Annotated in this window: 12 protein-coding genes; all 12 read right to left on the bottom strand. The window is 37.6% G+C overall.

What is annotated here, in order from left to right; genetic code table 11:
• Positions 1 to 19 precede the first annotated feature (19 nt).
• The gene (locus B2V92_RS11970; RefSeq protein WP_293308182.1) at positions 20 to 6,403 is read right to left on the bottom strand and encodes a hypothetical protein; all 6,384 of its coding nucleotides are present in this window, start codon (positions 6,401 to 6,403) and stop codon (positions 20 to 22) included.
• A gap of 4 nt (positions 6,404 to 6,407) precedes the next feature.
• Entirely contained in the window at positions 6,408 to 6,590 is a 183-nt protein-coding gene (locus B2V92_RS11965) for a hypothetical protein (RefSeq protein WP_293308180.1), read from the bottom strand.
• Positions 6,591 to 7,243: 653 nt separating this feature from the next.
• On the bottom strand, positions 7,244 to 7,726 hold the full coding sequence (locus B2V92_RS11960; protein ID WP_293308178.1) for a hypothetical protein: 483 nt from the start codon (positions 7,724 to 7,726) through the stop codon (positions 7,244 to 7,246).
• Between the two features lie 383 nt (positions 7,727 to 8,109).
• Positions 8,110 to 8,580: a hypothetical protein gene (locus B2V92_RS11955; protein ID WP_293308176.1), complete on the bottom strand. Its 471-nt coding sequence runs from the start codon at positions 8,578 to 8,580 to the stop codon at positions 8,110 to 8,112.
• Positions 8,581 to 8,982: 402 nt separating this feature from the next.
• The gene (locus B2V92_RS11950; protein WP_293308174.1) at positions 8,983 to 9,486 is read right to left on the bottom strand and encodes an endonuclease V; all 504 of its coding nucleotides are present in this window, start codon (positions 9,484 to 9,486) and stop codon (positions 8,983 to 8,985) included.
• Between the two features lies 1 nt (position 9,487).
• Positions 9,488 to 9,823, bottom strand: a complete 336-nt coding sequence (locus B2V92_RS11945; protein ID WP_293308172.1) for a hypothetical protein — start codon at positions 9,821 to 9,823, stop codon at positions 9,488 to 9,490.
• 510 nt (positions 9,824 to 10,333) lie between these two features.
• The gene (locus B2V92_RS11940) at positions 10,334 to 10,642 is read right to left on the bottom strand and encodes a toxin-antitoxin system YwqK family antitoxin (RefSeq protein ID WP_293308170.1); all 309 of its coding nucleotides are present in this window, start codon (positions 10,640 to 10,642) and stop codon (positions 10,334 to 10,336) included.
• Positions 10,643 to 10,653: 11 nt separating this feature from the next.
• Positions 10,654 to 13,947, bottom strand: a complete 3,294-nt coding sequence (locus B2V92_RS11935) for a hypothetical protein (RefSeq protein WP_293308168.1) — start codon at positions 13,945 to 13,947, stop codon at positions 10,654 to 10,656.
• Positions 13,935 to 16,073 (bottom strand): hypothetical protein, encoded by a 2,139-nt coding sequence (locus B2V92_RS11930; protein ID WP_293308166.1) that lies wholly within the window; start codon positions 16,071 to 16,073, stop codon positions 13,935 to 13,937. The genes B2V92_RS11935 and B2V92_RS11930 overlap by 13 nt, the downstream gene beginning before the upstream one ends.
• A 27-nt stretch (positions 16,074 to 16,100) precedes the next feature.
• Positions 16,101 to 16,817 (bottom strand): DUF5977 domain-containing protein, encoded by a 717-nt coding sequence (locus tag B2V92_RS11925; RefSeq protein WP_293308164.1) that lies wholly within the window; start codon positions 16,815 to 16,817, stop codon positions 16,101 to 16,103.
• Between the two features lie 31 nt (positions 16,818 to 16,848).
• Entirely contained in the window at positions 16,849 to 17,967 is a 1,119-nt protein-coding gene (locus B2V92_RS11920; protein WP_293308162.1) for a hypothetical protein, read from the bottom strand.
• 137 nt (positions 17,968 to 18,104) lie between these two features.
• Positions 18,105 to 18,485, bottom strand: a complete 381-nt coding sequence (locus B2V92_RS11915) for a LytR/AlgR family response regulator transcription factor (RefSeq protein ID WP_293308160.1) — start codon at positions 18,483 to 18,485, stop codon at positions 18,105 to 18,107.
• Positions 18,486 to 19,537: the final 1,052 nt, after the last annotated feature.

Here is a 19,537-nt window from a genome sequence, read left to right as displayed (position 1 = left end):
TTTGTAGCTAAACAGATGGTTAAAGACTTATCGGAATAATTGGTCCGTTATAACTTTCAGAATCTGTTTCATAATCGTTACCGTTAAATATTTTGTATTTAAAATGTAACTGGGTATCACCTACCGGCATATTAAAGGCAGCATTTGTAATAAACACGGCCGAGGTATCCTGCGCATGGATATAAATAAAGCTTTCGGGTGCAAGCACGCCCTGCCCCTGAGGGCTAAGCGATAAACCAACCGTATTATTTAATGATGCTAGCGGCAGTTTTGGATTGTTAAAAGGTTCAGGGTTCCTCACCAATATCCCCAACAGGCGTTTGCCCGAATCAACAGGATCGATATTGATGATGGGATGGATTACGGTTGTTTCAATGGGTTCGAGGTTTTTGATGGCCAAACCACCATATACCAAGCGATCGTATTTTGATGCATACCTGATTACTTCCGGTGCATCATTTTCAGGATTATCATCGATCAGATTTTTAATGCTCCCATCAATTTCTGATTGAGTAAACCTTACAACCAATGGATAAAGTGCATATTTTTCAGCCCCAGGAGTACTATTGAGCACATAACTTCCGGCCTGATCGGAAAAGGTGCTGAAACGGGATGTTTTAAAGTTAAAACGATGAATTTCTGCTCTTTGCTCTGCCTCGCCCAAGGGTTGGTATACTGCTGTAAATAGTGCGGTGTACAAACGGTTTGCTTCGAGGTTAGGGAAATGGTATGTGCCCTGCTTTTTACGTTTTTTAATGCTCACGGGGTTTACATTACACGAATCTTCGAGTGCTGCCTTGTTCATAAAATACAATACCTGCTGATCGGGAGGTAATTTCATAAAGTTGGCATTTGTAATTTCCTCGTCGGGTAATTGCTCCCAGATCAACTGTGGACTTAAAATTGCGCCATAAGGATCCAACAATTGCATTTGCAAAGTACTCTTAACCGTTGGCAGTCCTAAATAACCATCCCAATCAGAGAACATGGCATTAAGGTAAGGTTTAACAAACAACAGGCTAACCTTTGGATCATGACAGAATACAGGTTTACTTAAATCATAACGGCTTTGTGCATCAGGGAAAGAACGTTCATAATCAATATAATGCTTTAAATCGGCCAGTTTAAATGCCGCGGCTTTATCCTGCGATTCGAGTGCCTTGTAAATGGCATTTTTCTTTTGGAAGTGCCCTATCGGTCCTACGGTTTTAAAACCATAAATGTGATTCTTTTGCACTGCTGCACCTATGTTTCCTTCAACCACATCACGTGTTTTAACCACAATGGCATATGTGGTATCGGGGCGCCAAACCGGCTGGATGGTTTTATTGAGGTTATTGCTCAATAATTCTGCCTCATCAATAAAACCCTTGCGGGTAATGTTATTTTCTTCCAACCTGCGCTGCAGCACTTCTGTTAAGTAACTCAGTTGGTTTAGGTTGCTTATTTTAATTACAGGCGAAATAAAATCGAGTTCGGAAGGAATATCTTCACTTGCTTTCAGTATTTTATCGATAAAAACCTCAATGGTTCCAGTACTGCGGTTTACGGAAACCAGTATCTGTTTGTACTGCTTTTCTATCAGTTTGCCGGTATCACAGTTTATGGTATATTTTTCTGAAGCACTTACGCCCGAGTGAACGAGATCCTGGTAAGCGGTAAACCATATTTTAAATGATGGTACAGCCTGTGCGGTGCTGTAAACGGTATCGGGATTGCCTGGTGTATCCTGATACAGGTGCAGGGCATAACCTTTTTTCTTACCGGTTACAGGATCCTGCGTAACCCTTGATAAAAGCGTGCTTACACCAGCTTCGAAAGGATTAAAAACAGCGGTAACCTCAATGGAAAAGTTTGTTTCTTCTACTTTTAATTCGGGTACGAAAGGAATTAAAAGGGCATCGCTATTGGTGGCATAGGCATAAGTTTGGTGCAGCTGCCATTCGTTACTGGTAGTTTTCCCATAAAAACCGGAAGTCATTCCCGGGTTTCCGGCTACAAGAGCATTTTGATCACCTACGGTAGGTATGCGGTTATCCATTGGCCACTGGCCCACGGCACCTTGCGGATTATTGTATGCTTTACTTAATACCTCTGCAGCAGTAAAGGCCTTATTGTAAATAGTGGCGTAAACCAGTGTTTTATCAGCATCAACTTCGTGCCCATGCGGGAAAATGGTACCAGAAATATAGGTTGCCGGTAAGTTAAAATAACCACCCAGCACAATATCGCCTTCAAAATTTAACGGATACCTGCTTTCAAAATGGATTAATACTTCGTTAACAGGCTGGTTTAAATCGTTATAATTTAAACTGGTATTGCTCTCGGTATCGGCCAGGTACTGTGTTAATACCCGCACATTGTATTTTACCGTTTTTGGCACCAGTATCCTACCGAAATTAAAACCCAAATACCCTAGTTCGGTTATATCATAATCTATACGGTACTGATGTTTGATATAATCAACACGCAGTGCATTTGCATTTGCCCCAAAATCGAGCTCAAGTGTGGTTACGGGCTCCGGTAAAACGATACTTAAAGAACCACCACTCTGTGCCACCTGCAATACGGCATTGTTAAAGCCTGCATCATTCTGCACACTCCCAGTTATGCCGGTAAACTTAAATGCAACGTTTTTAAGATAAAATGTTTCGCCGGTTTGGTACGCTTTACCCAATGGTTGACCGATCCAGTTAACAACATTCTGCTTTGATACATTTTCGTAGCAGAAGATATCTTTCCGCTGAAAGTTTAAAGCATCAAGATCGGCTGCCGAATTGCTCATGCCATTGCTAAAGCTGAACATGTTTTGCGATAATACCCTGATCTTATTGTAACGGTTCGCTTCGTTAAACTGCCAGTAAGCATTGTTCAGTTTACTCAGGTCGATAGCTCCTATACCTGTATTATCGGCACGGATAACGGTAACGGCTTCGTAAATATGGTATGGCTGCCAGCTTCCATTTTCATTCCAGGCATAAATTTCGAGGCCCAGAAACTGCAGTTCGTGGCGCACCTGGCTGCTGATTCCTTTTTGAGGCGGCAACATTTCCACATAACCATCAGGTAATTGATTACCTGCTCCGCCTATGAGTGCTGCCACGGGCTTTACAGGCTTTAACAGATCAATATCGATAAAACTATCCAGTGGTATGGTTACATGCGTTAGCGCATTCTCATCGTTAAAGTTATATTGCCAACCACCTGCTCCAGGTGCCGGGATATTTACCGAACCGCCTGTAATTTCGTAATTTACATAGTTGATCGGAAAGGTTTCGCTGGATAACATGTTGGTTGCCGCAGCAGGCATATAACCGGTTGCCGGATCGGGCAGGCTTAATACCGGTATTGGTGCAAGTAATGGTCCTCTGTTACTGTTAAACTCCCAGCTTAGGGTAATTTTTATACGACCAAGCTTTCTGATTGGCCATGGCAAACCCAAATTGAGCTCCAGTGAACCGTAAATGATGAATGGATTGGGTGCTTCGAAACCCAGGGTTACCGTAATCGAAATATTAAATTTAAACCTCAGGATCTGGATATAGGCATAACCGCCCATTCTAACATAACCACCAATCTGTATCGGTTTAAAGCTGATAGATCCTGCCATATCAACAAAGGCACCGAAACCGAATTTTACAATCCAGAAATCGGCTTTAAAGTCGAATCTGGCACCAGCACCCGCTTTAATACCACGTGAAGAGATCATGAGGTAGGCATACCCCTGGAAGAGGGTGAGTATTTTTGCCCTGATCCTTTCGTTTTCGGGTTGATCTTTACCTACATTAAGGTACCAACCCGAAGCATTGTTAAAGAAGAAAGCCAGCTCTAACTTACCGCTCAGACTAAATATTGCCCCATCAAACGAGCCACCCTCGGGCAAGCGGTAATTTACACCTAAACTGGAGATAAAGGATTTATCATCTATCGCAATTAAAGCGCTAAATGGCGGATCTACATCTTTATTTAGGCCGATGCGCGAACGCAATACCCCGGCCTGTCCCTGTAATAAAAACAGGTTGGGCAAACCTAAGTATAAAAAGAGTTTGGTAGAGAAAGTAAAGCCTTTATCGAAACTGGTTGCAATAGAAACACCCGCCCCAACCGAATAACCGGGTTTATCGGCAAATTTATCAATCTCTATCCCCTCTCTATGGGTAATGTTACTTTTTGCTTTATAATATTCCCACCAACTGGCCGTATCAGGCAAGGGTGGCGTTGTAGCAGATTTGGATGCAATATAATGTCTGCCGATAATCCCCCTAAAACCATAAATACCCAAACCGGTAGCACCGAGCGGAATTGGCCCAGGTAATTCCATGCCTATATCAACGATAAAGGATGGTACACCCGGTTTTAAGCGCATGGCAGCCGAACCGCTTAAGCGAAGTTTCGGCATAGAGAAACTAATGGAACCCGTATATTCCGACCCGGCATTAGAACCAACAATGGCCGGATCCGGATTGCTCATGCTCAGGTAACCATTCAATAAAAATGCGGCCTTTTCCTTGCTCACATTACCCGGTATGGTAAGGTCGATACCAATACCATCTATACTGGTAAAGCTATCAAAAGGTTTATCGGTATCATTGCTATCAACAGTAAAGTAATATTTTATACCATTACCTGTAGCATTTACCCCGGCATTACCGGTATTGATCATTCCATCGAAACCGAAGAAACGGTATTTACGTTCTATACCATTTAACTGTTTGCTATATGCACCAAAAGCGATCTGGCTAACTTCGAGGTTAACCGGACCAACTTTAAGTTTAAAGGCTTTTGGTATAACAAAACTTCCCCCTTCAAATTCGATATCGCCATTGTCCCAGATCCTTAATTTCTGGATCTCGATGTTTTTGGGCAATACCTGCCCCAGTCCGGGGATATCAGCTATAAAATCCAATGTTCCGGCAATCTGGATATAAAAACCACGGGGTTCTTTGCCAAGATTAAAACTCCTGATGTTTAAGGTAAAAACATTTGGTAAAGTAATGGGCAACAGACCTTTCTGTGGTTTGGCGGTAAGTTCAAAATTTCCGTTATCCTGAATGTGTACACGGATATCGATTAAGGCCTGCTGCCCTGTGGTATCCTTAAAACGCGGAATGGTGAGTTTACCGGCAATATCAGATTCGACAATGACGCCTTTTTTAAAGGTAACTGAAAATAGGTTTAATTCTGCCTCAAATAATCCGAAATCTTGATTTAAAGCGCCGTTGGATTGGAGTGAGATTTTACCGGAAACACCTCCGGTACCAATCAGCATATCTTCGCCTTTTAGCGCAACACTGGTTTTGGTAGTGCTTTTTTTACCGAAACCGCTTAAACCGATCACTGCTTCTTTTACATACAGGCCGGTAAAATCAGGGCCATAACCCGCGGCATCGGCTTCGGCTATGTTTTTTTTCTTACTTAAATCGAGTTTGGCTTTTTTTATCCCTATAAATAAATTGGTATTGCCAATCTGCGCAAATTCTGGCGCCAAATTGCCTACAAACTCTACATCGGCCCCAATACCCGATTCGGTATCGACATAAAATGTGGCTTCGCCAAAGGTAAACATTGATTTGGGTTCATATTCGCCCTCAATCAGAACACCGTTTTCGTCTACTGGCTTTAATATGCTCCGTGGAAACTGTATACCTGCCGATAGCTTTAAAGTGGCTTTAAGTTTTGGTGTGATTAATTGTTTAATATAATCTTCGATACCATTTGGCACCAAACGATTGTAAAACTGCTGTAGCAGCTGTTTGGTTTTATCCAGATCGTTATCCGAAATAAACACAGCAAACATTACGGCTGATACACTTTTAGGGATAGTTACTTCACTTTTGATCAGGCTCACCACCATATCAACGGTAGGTTCCTCATCGGGAGGTAAACTTAAATGTGTGTTATATTTTATATTGATGGCATCGAGCAAAACATCAAATTTGCTATCGGTACCGGGCACCTCATCTATAAAATAATTGAGGATGTGCGCCATTACCTCATCTTCGGTGATTTTAAAAATCCGAAGACCCAGCGCAAAAAAAGCCTCGGAGGTAAAAGCAAAATTCTGAACCTTGAACGAACGTAAAAAGGCCAGCATTTCCCATTGGTACTGTATAGAAATAGGGAATGATGAAATGTTCGAATCGCCGTTCGTATCGGGATTAAGTACCAAGCGCAATCCAAAAGGCAGATCCAGTCCGATGTTATTGGTTACAATATCTAAACTATAGAAAGCTGAATCGCCACGCTGACTTTTTGAATACTGCAGGTTTTTATAGTGAATCTTATCCAGCAACTGGTTTAACCCATTTTCTGCAAAGTGTAAAAATTCCGGCAGGTCATCTACCGTAATTACTTCCGATAGGGCTGGATAAAATCTTCTGGTTACAACTTGATTGGCTGGCATGTACTTAATTTTGTGCTTCGGTTCTATTTAAAAAGGCATGCCCCTGTAATTTAGCCAGTTCCGAAATGGACAATAAAGACTTGTTATTTACAAAAGCAACAACTAAAAATACAGCGAATACTACCCAAAAGAAAGGGTGCAAAGCATCGTTTAAGTATTCGTAAGCAACCGTTAAGTATTGGCACATTTTGATCCATTATTCAGGTTTTGGATGCTGTTATCAGTCCTTAGTCTGGAGTCCTCAGTCTTAGGTCTGCCCCTCTGGAATACGAAGTCCTTGTGTGTAATCAATATTGACGGTTTCAAGCGCATTTAAACATGCTGTCTTCCTGAGTATAACGAAAGATCTTTTAATTGGAATGATTAGGCTCTTTTGCTGTTAAAGATTCTTCATTACCTGAAGGATGCCAATCAATAATACCTTTTTCTACTTTAGCAGCATCTTTTTGTGTTTCTGCACATCGACTTTGTTGTTCAGCGTATGCTTTTTTTACTTCTGAAGCTATTTCCTTATAACCAGGGAGTACGTTTTTCTACTTCAGCAGCATCTTTTTGTGCTTCTGTACATCGCTCTTGTTGTTCGGAGGAAGCTTTTTGTACTTCTGAAGCTATTTCTTTGTAACCGGGGAATATCTTTTTCTACTTCAGCAGCATCTTTTTGTACTTCGGCACATCAACTTTGTTGTTCGGAGTAAGCTTTTTCTACTTCCGAAGCTATTTCTTTATAACCGGGGATTACCTTTTTCTACTCCGGTAGTAGCTTTTTGTACTTCCGAAGCACAATTTGCACTCCGGAAGTACTTTTAAATAGCTATGGAAGCCGATTTTAATAAAATCGACTTATTCTTCCGTAATTATTATTTTTCTCCCACGGCCCGGAAAACGCTGCTTCAGGTCGTCGTAAATGGTCTGCGTACCGGGAATATTAGAACGGCTGGCACCTTTTATAGAATGATAAATCACCAGGGCCGCTTCGTAAGCTTCGCTACCTGCCACCATGCCGGTATCTTCCATAGCTCGCAAGAGGGTGCTTAACTGCTGAAAAATGCCATATATATCGGAAGCAAGTTTGTTATCTTTTTTTGCTTCGGTTAAATCGACATAGTTCGGCACCAAGCCTGGGTTCTGGGTGGCATACTCAAGCGTTTTGTTTACAAAGGCCAGGGTTTTATCGCCCATAACCAGCATGGCTTTACGCTCCTCCGCGGTTAAATTAATACTTAAAACCGGTGATAAAGTGGTTTTTAACTGTTCGAAAGCAGCTGCAATGGCTGCTGATTGCTTTGCGGTGATTTCGGCTGAAATCCTGTTGTTTAAACTCATGGTAAATGGTTTTTAATTAAATATTAAGGTTAATTGGTAATCCTATTAAAAAACTGTGGGATTAATTAACCATTTACCATGGGAAAACTGGTTGGGACAATGGTTTTTACTGCGGGACTATATTCTGAACTAAATATACGAAAATGAGTAGAAAAAAATGGTATTTTTTAAATATTCCGGCAAGCTAAAGTATGGATGCAAATGGCTTTACTACGCGTTAAGGATTTGCTTTTGGTTACTTTTAATAAAGAGACCGTTTGAATTACGATCTCTTTAATAAAATGAATAAGAGTTGTTGTGATATATTACACACGCCTCATGCTTACGCCAGTGAGAAGGATATTTTTAACAGAATATCAAGTTCTACTGCCAAAAAAAATCGTTTAAAATGGGTTCCACCCTTTTTTTACATTATCTATTCTGCCATTAATTATTTGTGCAATAGTCAACATAGTTGACGACAACCATTCTTCGATAGGTTCCTCATAAACTGCGTTATAAACAATTGGATCATCCCCTTCATCTAGATAAATAAACAACATTTGATCTCCAGGATTATACACATCTATAGCATAGAAGGACCTGTTGATACTTCTATTATACCGAACCAAACACTTCCTTACATGTTCCTGCATTTCTTGTTGGGTTTTATTCCTTCCTCTATCAAGTACACACGTTCCGCCACCAGCTAAAAAAAGTAATTCTTTTAATACTGGAGGAAAAGGCTTTCCTTCATTAAATAAATTTTCCAATTGAACGATTTCTGACAATTGAATAGACTCATTAGTCCTTTCATAATGAGGGCCCTTAATTACAGGATTATCTCTTAAATAAGTTAAATATTTTATTTCCATAGCATTTAGTTTAACAATTTACGGAATTTGTATTTACGGCTCATCCCTTTATGTTTTAAACATGACTGCGCTAGCAGAAATATGTCCGTTTTCTTTATAATTGGGATGAATCAAGCATTTTAACCATGTGGGATAGCTGGCCAAATAATGGTTGATATTTGGGACTTTATATCGATTAAATATAAGAAAATGAGCGAGAAATAAAACGGTATTCTCTTAAATATTCCGTGGAGTTCGAGTATCGATGTAAATGGCTTTACTATTCGTTTAGGATTTTGTTTTGCTAATATTTTATTGAAGAGACCGTTGGAATTACGGTCTCTTTAATAAAATTAGTATGAGCTGTTATAATATACTGCATACGCGGCACGCGTGCGCAAGCGTTTTGTGTTTCCACAAAAATTATTTTTCCTTTGTTATAATATCTAGTTGTTTTAATAAATCGGGTATCCTAAACTCACCGGGCATCTGCATTATAAAGTCTGATGCGGCACTTAATTCGAGTCCAACTGATGATATGTATAAAGGCTTTTTACTTTTACCCCTATATATTTGATGAGTTGTTTCAGTGTTACCGTGATAAAAATTTTTCGCTACCCCTATTACAGGAATCTGTTTATTTAATGCTTTCCAAAGATATCCACCCAGACCAAGTCCTTTTTCATTATTTATGTATACATATCCATCAATAACAATAGCTTCCAGATCATTTATATTTACTTTTTCTATAATTTTTAATAGACATGGAAGTTCTCTTTTGTAAAACTCGCCAGGAATATATTCATCTGTTTCTTTAATGTATTCTATCAAAATCTCTTTTGGTTGAGTATCATTCCAATTAAATAAAATCCCAACTGATTTAGCTGAACCATCATCTTTATAATGCACATCAAGAGCTAGAACCATTTTAAAGAATTGTTTTTACCCAATTTCCAAACTGATCGTTTTCTTGATGGCTTATTAAAACTCCTTGCTCATTCCACCTTTTAAAAGAGTTTATATAATAATCATATTTTTGGAAATATTCTTCCATTATGTTGCCATTTTGCCAATACCTTACCTGTCTACCGTCAAAAATCCCATCTTTATATTCATATTCTGCTGATAATTGATTCGTATTTGGATAATAATAAATTTCAATACCTGTAAAAGGATGACCTTTATATAAATAAATTCCCTCGCCCCAATTGGTTGGTCGGTCTCTTTGTGTTAAATCTGGATCATTATATTCTATTCGCAACATAATTTAATATTATTTAAGGTCTTATAAAAGTAACTAAATCTAGAATATGAAAACAATCTACACATGTATGCATAATTACTTTCTCTTGAGAAGTACCATATTTAATGTTTCGATTATAACCTAAAACATCATTTTTTAGCCAAGCATTAAATACTTCATTAGTAGGCGGGCTACTCCTGTAGTTAGGAAACCTTTCTTTAGCAAGATCGTCCAATGCTCTTATTTCAGCATGTCCTCCTGGCGCTTTTTTACCTGCATTGCCAAAAAACTCCTTCTCTGGCGCACGCGTGACGTGTGTTTTATAAAACCTGCAACAATAAAGTCATGATTCAAACTACATAGAAAAGCATAGGTCTTTTAATTAAAAAAGATCGTAACAAAGGCTACGACCTAATAAGATTTTGGTTTAAGAGCCGACATTATAGCCTGTGTATTTTGACACGCGGCACGCGTGCGCCAGCGAGGGGGGTAATTCAATCAGAATATTTAATTCTTTTATAAAATGTTCTTTTAAGGTTTTGGGCCCCAATCATATTCGCTCAGTAAATTACCATGCTCATCCCATTCTTTCATTATGCCGTACTCTTGGTTATATTTCAAAAATGATTCTTGATTAATTTGACCATTTTCATAGTAATGACGCTGTACACCTTCAGGGTAGCCATTAACACATTCTATCTCATAGTTTAAATTTCCATTTGAATGATTTTCATATAGTATGCCAGTAAATGGCATATTTTTATAGTAGTATATGTCACCGCCTCCTGCATCTACACCTACAATATCAATATCGGGATCAGTCCAATTTATTCTTAACATAATTTTAATATTTAATTAATCCTCATAAAGGTTACCAAATCTGTAAAATAATAACAATGAACACATGTATGTTGTATTATATTACCAGATTTATCTGGCCTAATTTTCATAACATAACCCAAAACATCATTTTTAAGCCAATCATCAAAAATTTTAGGTTCTATATAGTTATTCCCAAACTTTTTTGCTGCTAAATCATTTAGCGATCTAAATTCTGCGTGAGATGCCACAGGCCCAGCTCGAGTAATATCAAAAGGGTCATTTGTCAATAATTTTCCACTAACTTTATATTTTTCCGCTTCTAACAAACGTTCCCTAATACTAGGTTGTAAATAAGGCTTATCAGTATCAGCAAACTCCCCATAATTGTTAAGCCATTGTTCCATTTCTTTTCCTTCCTCCTTTTGCTTCCCTATAAAATTTGTAAAAACTTCTGATTTTAAGTCCCCTTCTTTTTCCATAAATGCTACAACAACCTGCTTTTCACTAAGTTTATAATTCTCAGCTAATTGTTCTACAGCCTTATTTTCAACTAAATTCCTTAATACTAACCCATTTTGCCTAAAATTTTGAAGTATATAATTGTCCGTAAGTGCACCTTGTAAAGGTTTACCAACATATTTAACCTCGTATCTAAGTGCATAAATCTGTTGCTCTATCCAATTGGCAAAATTTTGTTCTGCTAGAGCTTTACTATATCCAGTTGCTGTTTTCCATTTTTCTAGTACTTTAGGATATTCCCTAAGTCTATTAAAATTTTTGGTAGTAGTTAACGAAAAATTCTCTAAAAAATTTACTTTGCTATGATAACTAAATGTATCTAATATTTTTTTAAACGCTGGTTCATTAGAATATCTTATAATACCATCAACAAGTTTTTGATTAGTGATAAAATCAATAAAACGAGCTTCATCAATATTTCTACTATTTAATTGAATCCAGTTTTCCAAGTAATCATCCGAAAAACTAAATCTTCTCCATTCAATATCATTTAACTCTCTAAAATTAAGCCAAAATCTCATTTTTGTACTCTCATCAAATATATGTTCATATTTGAAAAGAATATTAGTGATAGGAATTCGATTGTTTATACGATTTAAATCTTCGAGAAATATCGTTTTCGCAACAGTAGCTTCTCCCTTTAGACTTCTAAGTATTTGCAGAATAGACTCTGGAACGCCGTGTGCAGCTGTACCCAACAGTGCAATATCATCTAAAATTCGAGTAGCTGCTTCGGTTGCTCTTGCTCTTGTATAGAGTGTGCCTCCTATGCCAATGATTAATAATACTAGAAATAATTGTTGTATTCTTATCAAATATTTTTGCTCTAGATCATCGGTTGTTGTTGTTGTCAAATATTGATTGACCGACATTAACTCTGCGACACTAAGTGTTATTATGTTAGCAGTCCCTTCAGCATTCCGCCAAATCACAACTGCTTCGGTAGCTATAACGCCTTCCCCAATTATAGCTGCACCTAACTTAGTGTATCTTAAATAATTTAAATTCTTTAGTAGACTTGAGCCTCCTCCAAAATATGCTAGCAAAATATTGACAGTTAAATCTACTGATAAAGAGATTAAAGCATCGAATTCTGCTATTTTTTTGTATTCCTCTGCGAAGTGAAATAAAAATGCAGGTATTGTTCCTCTTTGAGGGACTACAAATGCTAAATCTAAATTTGGCTTATATCCAATTAGTGTAATAGGTTGATATAAATGAAATAAACCAAATTCTTCTAAAACACTATCATCAGCAAGAGGTGTAATACCACTGCCAGTACTGTAATACTTCAAGACTCGTGTAGTCTTATATATATTTAACTTATTATTCTTAAAATAAGATTTGAAAGTAACCTTAGTATTAAAAGGGAGATTGCTCTCAACATTATCTACACTTGAAAATTCGAAAATGTTATTGGTGTTAAATTCATCATGGCTCTTTACAAAGAAATTGCCATCATAAATTTGTCCAGGAATTGGAGTGATCTCAGGAGGAAAATAATCCCAATTAAATTTAGAAACCTTCCATAACTCATATATTGCATAGGCAAAATATTTCTTGTTGGTATACTCATCAAATATCATATTGATATAAGGTATTCTCTCTATCCTACCATCTGTTAGTAGTCCGTATAAAATCTCAAAATTTGTGCCTTCACCATTTTCTTTATTCAGTAAAAATAATAGAAAATCATCTATATCTGCTCTTTCAGATCTTTTAATGATAGAACTGATAATATGAATGATAAATCTTTGGGAGCTTTCATCCAATTCTTTAGTCTTTGAATAGTAAGAAAGACACTTTTTTATTACTTTAAGAGGAATAATAACTAGTGCGGCCGGTGAAATCATCCCTAATAGATAATTAAACCTCCTATCATCCGAAAGAGTAATGAAATTGCTTCTTATTTTATATACATTAAAATAAAAATTTGTTAAACCTTCATAGTATTTAAGATATTCATCGTAATTAGATTCTCCAGAGAATGTGGGTTCAATCTTTTGGCGATTAATGTAAAGTGGATCAGAATTAGGAAGATAATAATATCCCCAACTTTTCTTTAATTCGAAAATTATTATATTGTAATCGTTAAGTCCACTAAATTCGTCTTTTCTCAGATCTGCATTGGCATCAACTATGGATAGATCGGTTATGTAAGGAAAAATATCCCTAACTATACTACTTATTCTAAAACAAATTTGAGTTACAATCTTTTTAAGATTTCTTTTGGTTGAACTAAAAACTTGCCAGTTACCGACAAAATCTCCAAAGTTAGCTTCATAAAAGTATCTTGTCGCCAGATTTTTCGGCGTTTTTTCCTGGATATGGGGAAGTAAATTGTTGGGAATATCAATTTCGTAGCCAATTAAAGTTACATTTTGATAAATAGGTTTGCGATAATTCTTTATTCCCAAGTTATCTATTGTGTTTTGAACTGAAAACCTATACGTCGCATTTTTAAAATAATAATCATAGGGTTCGTCCAAATAAAGTACATCCACATTAACTATGTCTCCCGAAACAGCTGTAAGCTTACTAAAATCAAACTTCAACAAACTTTCATATTTCTTCGAACTATTTTTCAGCATGTAGTTCTGATAGTCTGTTTCTTTATAATACCCATCCAATTGAGTCCACTTTTCTTGATCCGAGATTTTAAAATCATCTTTCTGATAATGTCTAAATCTTATTAAAAGAAAATCAAACTCTAACAAAAATCCCGTAATACCATCAAATGATTTATTGGTAAAAGTGTCGTCAAATCTTACCGGGGTTCCATCTTTTAAAATTACGATATCCATTGGTCCATTTTATCAGTTACAAAATATCTTTGCTCGTTTTCTATATCTGGCATATACTTACTATATTCACCTGTAAAATGATATTTCCGATCTAACGAATACACCATCACATCCGTTTCAGGCAAGTATAATTTAAGCTCTCCTGTAGCAGTCTCACCCACTAGTCCTGCTTTGTATTTTTGATAAATAATTTCCTCTTGCGAAATCAATTCGTTACCATCTTCATAAAGATCGATCAGGAAAAGCCTGCTATTAATTAAGTTATTGGTAGTGATAAGCGCTTTAAGCAAATCATTTTCTATTTGGGTAAGCCCCAGAATAATTTTGTTGGGTGTACTGCCATCTTTAGCCAATAGTTGCAGGCCGGTAACGGTTTCGGTACCATCTGTAAATACCTGTAAACTATAATAAAAAGCATCAGGCAATTGGTAAGTTTTACTATTGCCTACCGCTCCCGAAACCGAAGGATTGGATTTGGTATCGGGCGTAAGTGTATCTGTTACCGAAAGTGCCGAGTTAAGTACATCAACTGCTTCGGTAATGTAGGTTACGCGTTTTAATGATGGAGTGGTCGAATCGCCTGTTTCGAGTACATCGTTAATATTTAAGGTTTGTACCGCAGAAATACCCAATTGTGTTTTGTCGTGAAAATGGCTAATGAGTTTTACCTTTTGCGAAGAAAGCACGGCATAATCGTTATCCTGTGTGGCTTTTAACAAAGGTTCGGCATTTAAGAGATCGAACACATCATCAAAAAAGTTAGGTAGCCCCAATACGTTGGTGGTAACATCATTGTCGTCGGTTTCCTGTCCTAAAATATAAGGATAGATAGATCCCTGGTAAATGAGGATGTTAAAACTGGCTATATTTAAACCCGTATTACCAGTAACTACTACCGGGTTAACCAGGTTAATGGTTTTGGTAAATAAACTGGGGGTGCCATCAGTAGCATCGGGGGCTTTTAAACCCTCGGCATTAAAAAAATTATCTTTGGTGGCGTTAACAATATTGGCTACCTGTCCGTATAACATGCTATTTTCGCCGTTATCGGTTACCAGTTGCAAAAACAAAGAGTTGTTTGCGGTAGCTGGCGTGTGTGCAGCCTCATCTATTAATACAGGCCAGCCATTGGTTCCGTAAGCCTGTTCGTTTAAAGCGGTTTCTACCGTGCCCAGTTTTAAACTGTTGCTGTTGGCATCACTGATTAAATAATTTTTATAAAAATTGTACGAACGGCAGCGGTCGCTTTGTATATAGAGGTAAAGCTTGTTTTTGGTGCTGAACTTACTTACTGCTGTTGTGTATATGGCTTCGCCCCTGGTTGCGATACCATTAATATTAACCACACCCGCAGCAGTATGGAAACCATAATAAGCGGCCACATCTAAAAACTGAAAGATCTGCTCTTTTGCCAGTTTCTTTTGAAATTCGTCGGTAATGGCCGCCAGGCTAATGCTTGCTCCTGCAACCCTGGCATAATTCAGGTCGAAGTTAAACTCGGCATTTGGGGCAGGCAATTGGTAATCGCCATAATTAAGCACCACATCAATACCGCATTCCCCAGTTATAAAATGCCCCAACGAAGTACCTTTGTTTACCATGGGCAGCTCGAAGGCGGTTTCCGCTTTTTCTACAAACTGGCCGGCACTATCTACATATTCAGAATCTTTAAAGAAAAATTGGTCGAGCGGTAAATTTGCCGCCTGGTTTGCAGGATCGAAACCGATGTATTTGGCCAGAAAAGGTGGCACGTTTTCATTTTTGTAAAAACCAGCGAAACTCTTATTGATACCTTTAATAAAGCCCGATACGTCGCTGCTATCGGCCAGTACATTTTCTCCGTTAAAGAAATCGCTCTTTTTTAAGCCGCGATAAATAAAATAACGAATATTTAATCCATTAATGGGTTGTTCGTAAGGCCTTAATATTAAGTTTACCACCTCGCCACCCTGTGGCTGCACCAGTAGTACTCCTTTGCATATGGCAAAAGCCATACCACCTGTACTGGTAAATTTGGCCGTAAGATTAAATTCGTTCTCGGAAACGGGGCCAAAAGCCTGGCCTGCTGATTGGGTAATGGTGGCAGGATCGGTAAAGAAATGCGATGTCGGAATAAATGGAGTCATGCTTATAAATATCTTAGCCTATTGTGTTTAAAGTTTTTCGATCTCTAATTCCAGTAAAGAGAAATTAAAATTGGTGGTATTGGTTTCATTTGCTCCTTGTTGCTGGTTGAAATAAGTAAATAGATTAATCCTTGTTCTAAAATTAGCCTCTTCGTTGGCAAGCATATTAAAGTCCATACTAAAATTGATATCAATAGGCAGGGTCATACCTTTTGAAATAACGTACTGTCCTGGCAAACAAAATTCTGCTGCACTGAAATCGCCAGCACTATTTTGTCCCGGAGCAATCAAATTGGTTTCGGCACCACCTGTACGTGTAAACAGGAAGCTGATGGTTTGTTGATGATCGGCATCGCCACCTATAGGATTACAGGTAATATTACCAACCAAACGGGCCTTAACCCGATATACACCTGTAGTAGGCACTTTAAACATTCGGGTGTTGGCACCCCACGGCATTAAATTAGTGGTGCCGTCGGTATTATCTATTAACACCGACTGGTTATTCATGGTAGCATAAAATGCAACCTGCATTGCACAGTTACCCGACGAGTAACCAGTTGTCATGGTAACAGGATACGAACCGCTTGTACTCGATTTAAAATGGTAGTTTGGTTTTACCTCGCAGTTACCATGATCATTAGCATATTGTTGTTTACTGCCATCGTAAAAGGTCCTGGCCTGTGCATCGGCATCTGCCTGACTGATAGTTGAAGTAAAAGCACCAATTGGAAGAATGTACAATACGTTCGACCCTATAAAACCAGCTCCGCAATCATTCTTTTGTGTTAGCTCTAAAAATTGGGTTAGAAATATACGTACGTGGCGGAATGGTATAGGTAAGTGTATCGCTTGCAACATTATAATCGAAATGGATGATGGTAAATAAATCAGCCTCATTGTAGCTGCCATTAGCTCCGGCAACGCTATAGGAGTTAAACTGGCTATAGCCTACCGTATTTCCTCCGGTTACACTTGGAATATAACTACCGGCACTACCAGTCATAATCATTTTCGCTTCCCTGGTTTTTAAGCTAAATGCCCCACTTAAACTTTGATCTGATGTACCACGGCCTTTAAGATAAAACACAAAATCGCTTGTATTGGTATATTGTGCAATCAATTTTGCTAAGTTAAACTCAAACCGCCAACTGGTAGATCCATTTGCAATGCGATCGGACGCCAGTATAAAAGCATTTTCAGCCAATGCTGCAGTGGGCAAAAAGTTATTTCCGGTATAAGCCGATTGATGGTTAACTGCTACTTCAGGATTATCGATCAAACCAATTACATTCAGGCTGCTATCGTTAAATAAATCAACCACCAATACTGCCGAGTTAAACTGCGTAGTATTTTTCACGGTAACCTGTTTAGTGATTGGATTACCTGTAACCGGTGTAGCTGTAATGGTGATCACTTCGTCGCTAAAACTGCTGTCATTTATAACCGTGGTTAACACGTTGCCGTTAAAACTGGCGTTACCGCTTACTGTAAAAGTATATTTCGAAGTTAAATCTTCAACCGCACCATCAGAAAACTGCTGTAAAACCAGGTAAGTGCCCGAATCGCCTTCGTTGACTAGGTCGGCCCCCTGAATAATAATGGCGATAGGTACTTTGCAGGTATAAAAAGAATGGCTTTTTATACCCGACCAGCCGTCGCTGCTTAATATCCTTACACCTATTTTATACGCACCACAATAAACTTTACCTGTAAAGCCTGCAGTACTTTCATCTATTACGAGCGTATCGTTTAAATACCATTCGTATGCCAATACATCCTGCTGATCGGTAGGGTTATCGAAATTAACCTGAAAGTTAACATTGTTATCGTTAAAATACACTTCACCACTTAAGGTAAACGGTGGTCCATAAAGGCAAAAATGATCAGGCATCGGTTTCTGGATTAACTTTACATTTTTAAGCTTTTTTGCTTAAAGTATAGTTAAAAATAGAGCGAATTGTCCCCAAATCGAAATGAAGAAAGCAACGTTTAAGTATTCTATGCTAACCGTTAAGTATTGATATATTTCTACCCATTATCCGCATCTGTTAAATTAATTTTTGGATGGATGGAATCGCTGATGAGATCCATTAAATTTTTAAGCGAAATGGTAAAAGGAATAGTTATGTGGTTTAACAAATAAAGATTCTTTTTTTTGCGGTCGATTTTATTTACAAAAGCCTTATTGATAAGGTAAGTTTGACTGATACGTATAAACTGATTGGAAGAAAGCTGCGTACAGATTTTGGATAACGATTTGGCCAGTGTGTGTTTCTGTCCGTTATGGAGGTTGATGTGGGTATAACACCCATCCGATTGGCAGAAAACAATTTCATCAAACTGTACAACATGGATATAATCACTGTTGGAGATGATAAGCTTTTGAGCTTGGTTTTGTGTAGAGAGCATAATTTTTTATCTATTATAGGTTTTTCATTTTATGTTATCTATTTGATATCGTTTTTAAAAATTAGCGCACAAGCAATATTAATAGCTCACTGGGCCATAGATATGCACACATTTAATATGTTGATAATTAATTTAAAAAAGCTAAAAATTAAACAGCCGTAAATCTGCAGGGACTGATTTACTAAGGGATTGAAACTGTTATATTTAAACACTAACTAAAGTACGGCCGACCAGATAAAGTATATTTCGATCGCACAATTTTTAATATTAATAAAGCTTAATCTTTAAAATTTTAATCTAAATTGTTACTATTAAAAACTCTTTTTTAACCTATTTATTATCTGTCGAAAATTAAACAGGCTATTTTTTCTTCAATTACAAAGGCATATTGGTTTTAGATAATGGACAACCTTGGGATAATTGTTGCTCAAACCAATGAATACTCGCAAATCATAATTTATGGGTTCATAAAAGCATTCTTTTTAAAATGCATTAGCTCCTATTTAAATGAAGATTTAAAATTGACCAATACCGAAGGGAATTTACAGCTTTTTTTTTACATAAGATCAAATTATTTTTTTCACAAGATTACTTTTTTGCCGAAGCATAAAAAACTTCAACAACCAATTTCCAATGATCAATAAAGCCCCCCATAAACGCTCTGCGTGTATCAGTGTAATCTGCAGGAAACATAGTCCGAAAGTCAGGTGTCCGAGATCCGAAGATTAGTGTTGAATATAAATAATCTTACTTTTTAAAATATGACTTCACAAATCGAATCACATTAAAATCTTAATGGTCTTAATGGTCAAAAAATGGGAAATGTAATATGGATGATGGAATAAAATGAGTCCCAAAATCAGACATCCGAAGTCAGAAGTTTGGGTGCTGAAAAGAAAACTCAGTGTCCTCTGTGATCTTTTCTCTGCAAACTCAGTGGTAAAAGAATGGAAAATGTTAGATGGAAAACGGATGATGGTTGAATGACTAATACCCAATTTTCAATGATCAATAAAGGGCTCCATAAAAATTCTGCGCGTATCAGCGTAATC

Source organism: Pedobacter sp. UBA5917 (assembly GCF_002432345.1).
In the GTDB taxonomy this organism is placed as follows: Bacteria; Bacteroidota; Bacteroidia; order Sphingobacteriales; family Sphingobacteriaceae; genus Pedobacter.
Note: the sequence above shows the minus strand (reverse complement) of the source record. Positions and strands in the feature narration are given on the sequence as shown.

Bases quoted from the DNA above. Each gene is read 5' to 3' on its own strand.
- B2V92_RS11970 (WP_293308182.1), bottom strand. From the start codon at position 6,403: ATGCCAGCCAATCAAGTTGTAACCAGAAGATTTTATCCAGCCCTATCG.
- B2V92_RS11965 (WP_293308180.1), bottom strand. From the start codon at position 6,590: ATGTGCCAATACTTAACGGTTGCTTACGAATACTTAAACGATGCTTTG.
- B2V92_RS11960 (WP_293308178.1), bottom strand. From the start codon at position 7,726: ATGAGTTTAAACAACAGGATTTCAGCCGAAATCACCGCAAAGCAATCA.
- B2V92_RS11955 (WP_293308176.1), bottom strand. From the start codon at position 8,580: ATGGAAATAAAATATTTAACTTATTTAAGAGATAATCCTGTAATTAAG.
- B2V92_RS11950 (WP_293308174.1), bottom strand. From the start codon at position 9,486: ATGGTTCTAGCTCTTGATGTGCATTATAAAGATGATGGTTCAGCTAAA.
- B2V92_RS11945 (WP_293308172.1), bottom strand. From the start codon at position 9,823: ATGTTGCGAATAGAATATAATGATCCAGATTTAACACAAAGAGACCGA.
- B2V92_RS11940 (WP_293308170.1), bottom strand. From the start codon at position 10,642: ATGTTAAGAATAAATTGGACTGATCCCGATATTGATATTGTAGGTGTA.
- B2V92_RS11935 (WP_293308168.1), bottom strand. From the start codon at position 13,947: ATGGATATCGTAATTTTAAAAGATGGAACCCCGGTAAGATTTGACGAC.
- B2V92_RS11930 (WP_293308166.1), bottom strand. From the start codon at position 16,073: ATGACTCCATTTATTCCGACATCGCATTTCTTTACCGATCCTGCCACC.
- B2V92_RS11920 (WP_293308162.1), bottom strand. From the start codon at position 17,967: ATGCCTGATCATTTTTGCCTTTATGGACCACCGTTTACCTTAAGTGGT.
- B2V92_RS11915 (WP_293308160.1), bottom strand. From the start codon at position 18,485: ATGCTCTCTACACAAAACCAAGCTCAAAAGCTTATCATCTCCAACAGT.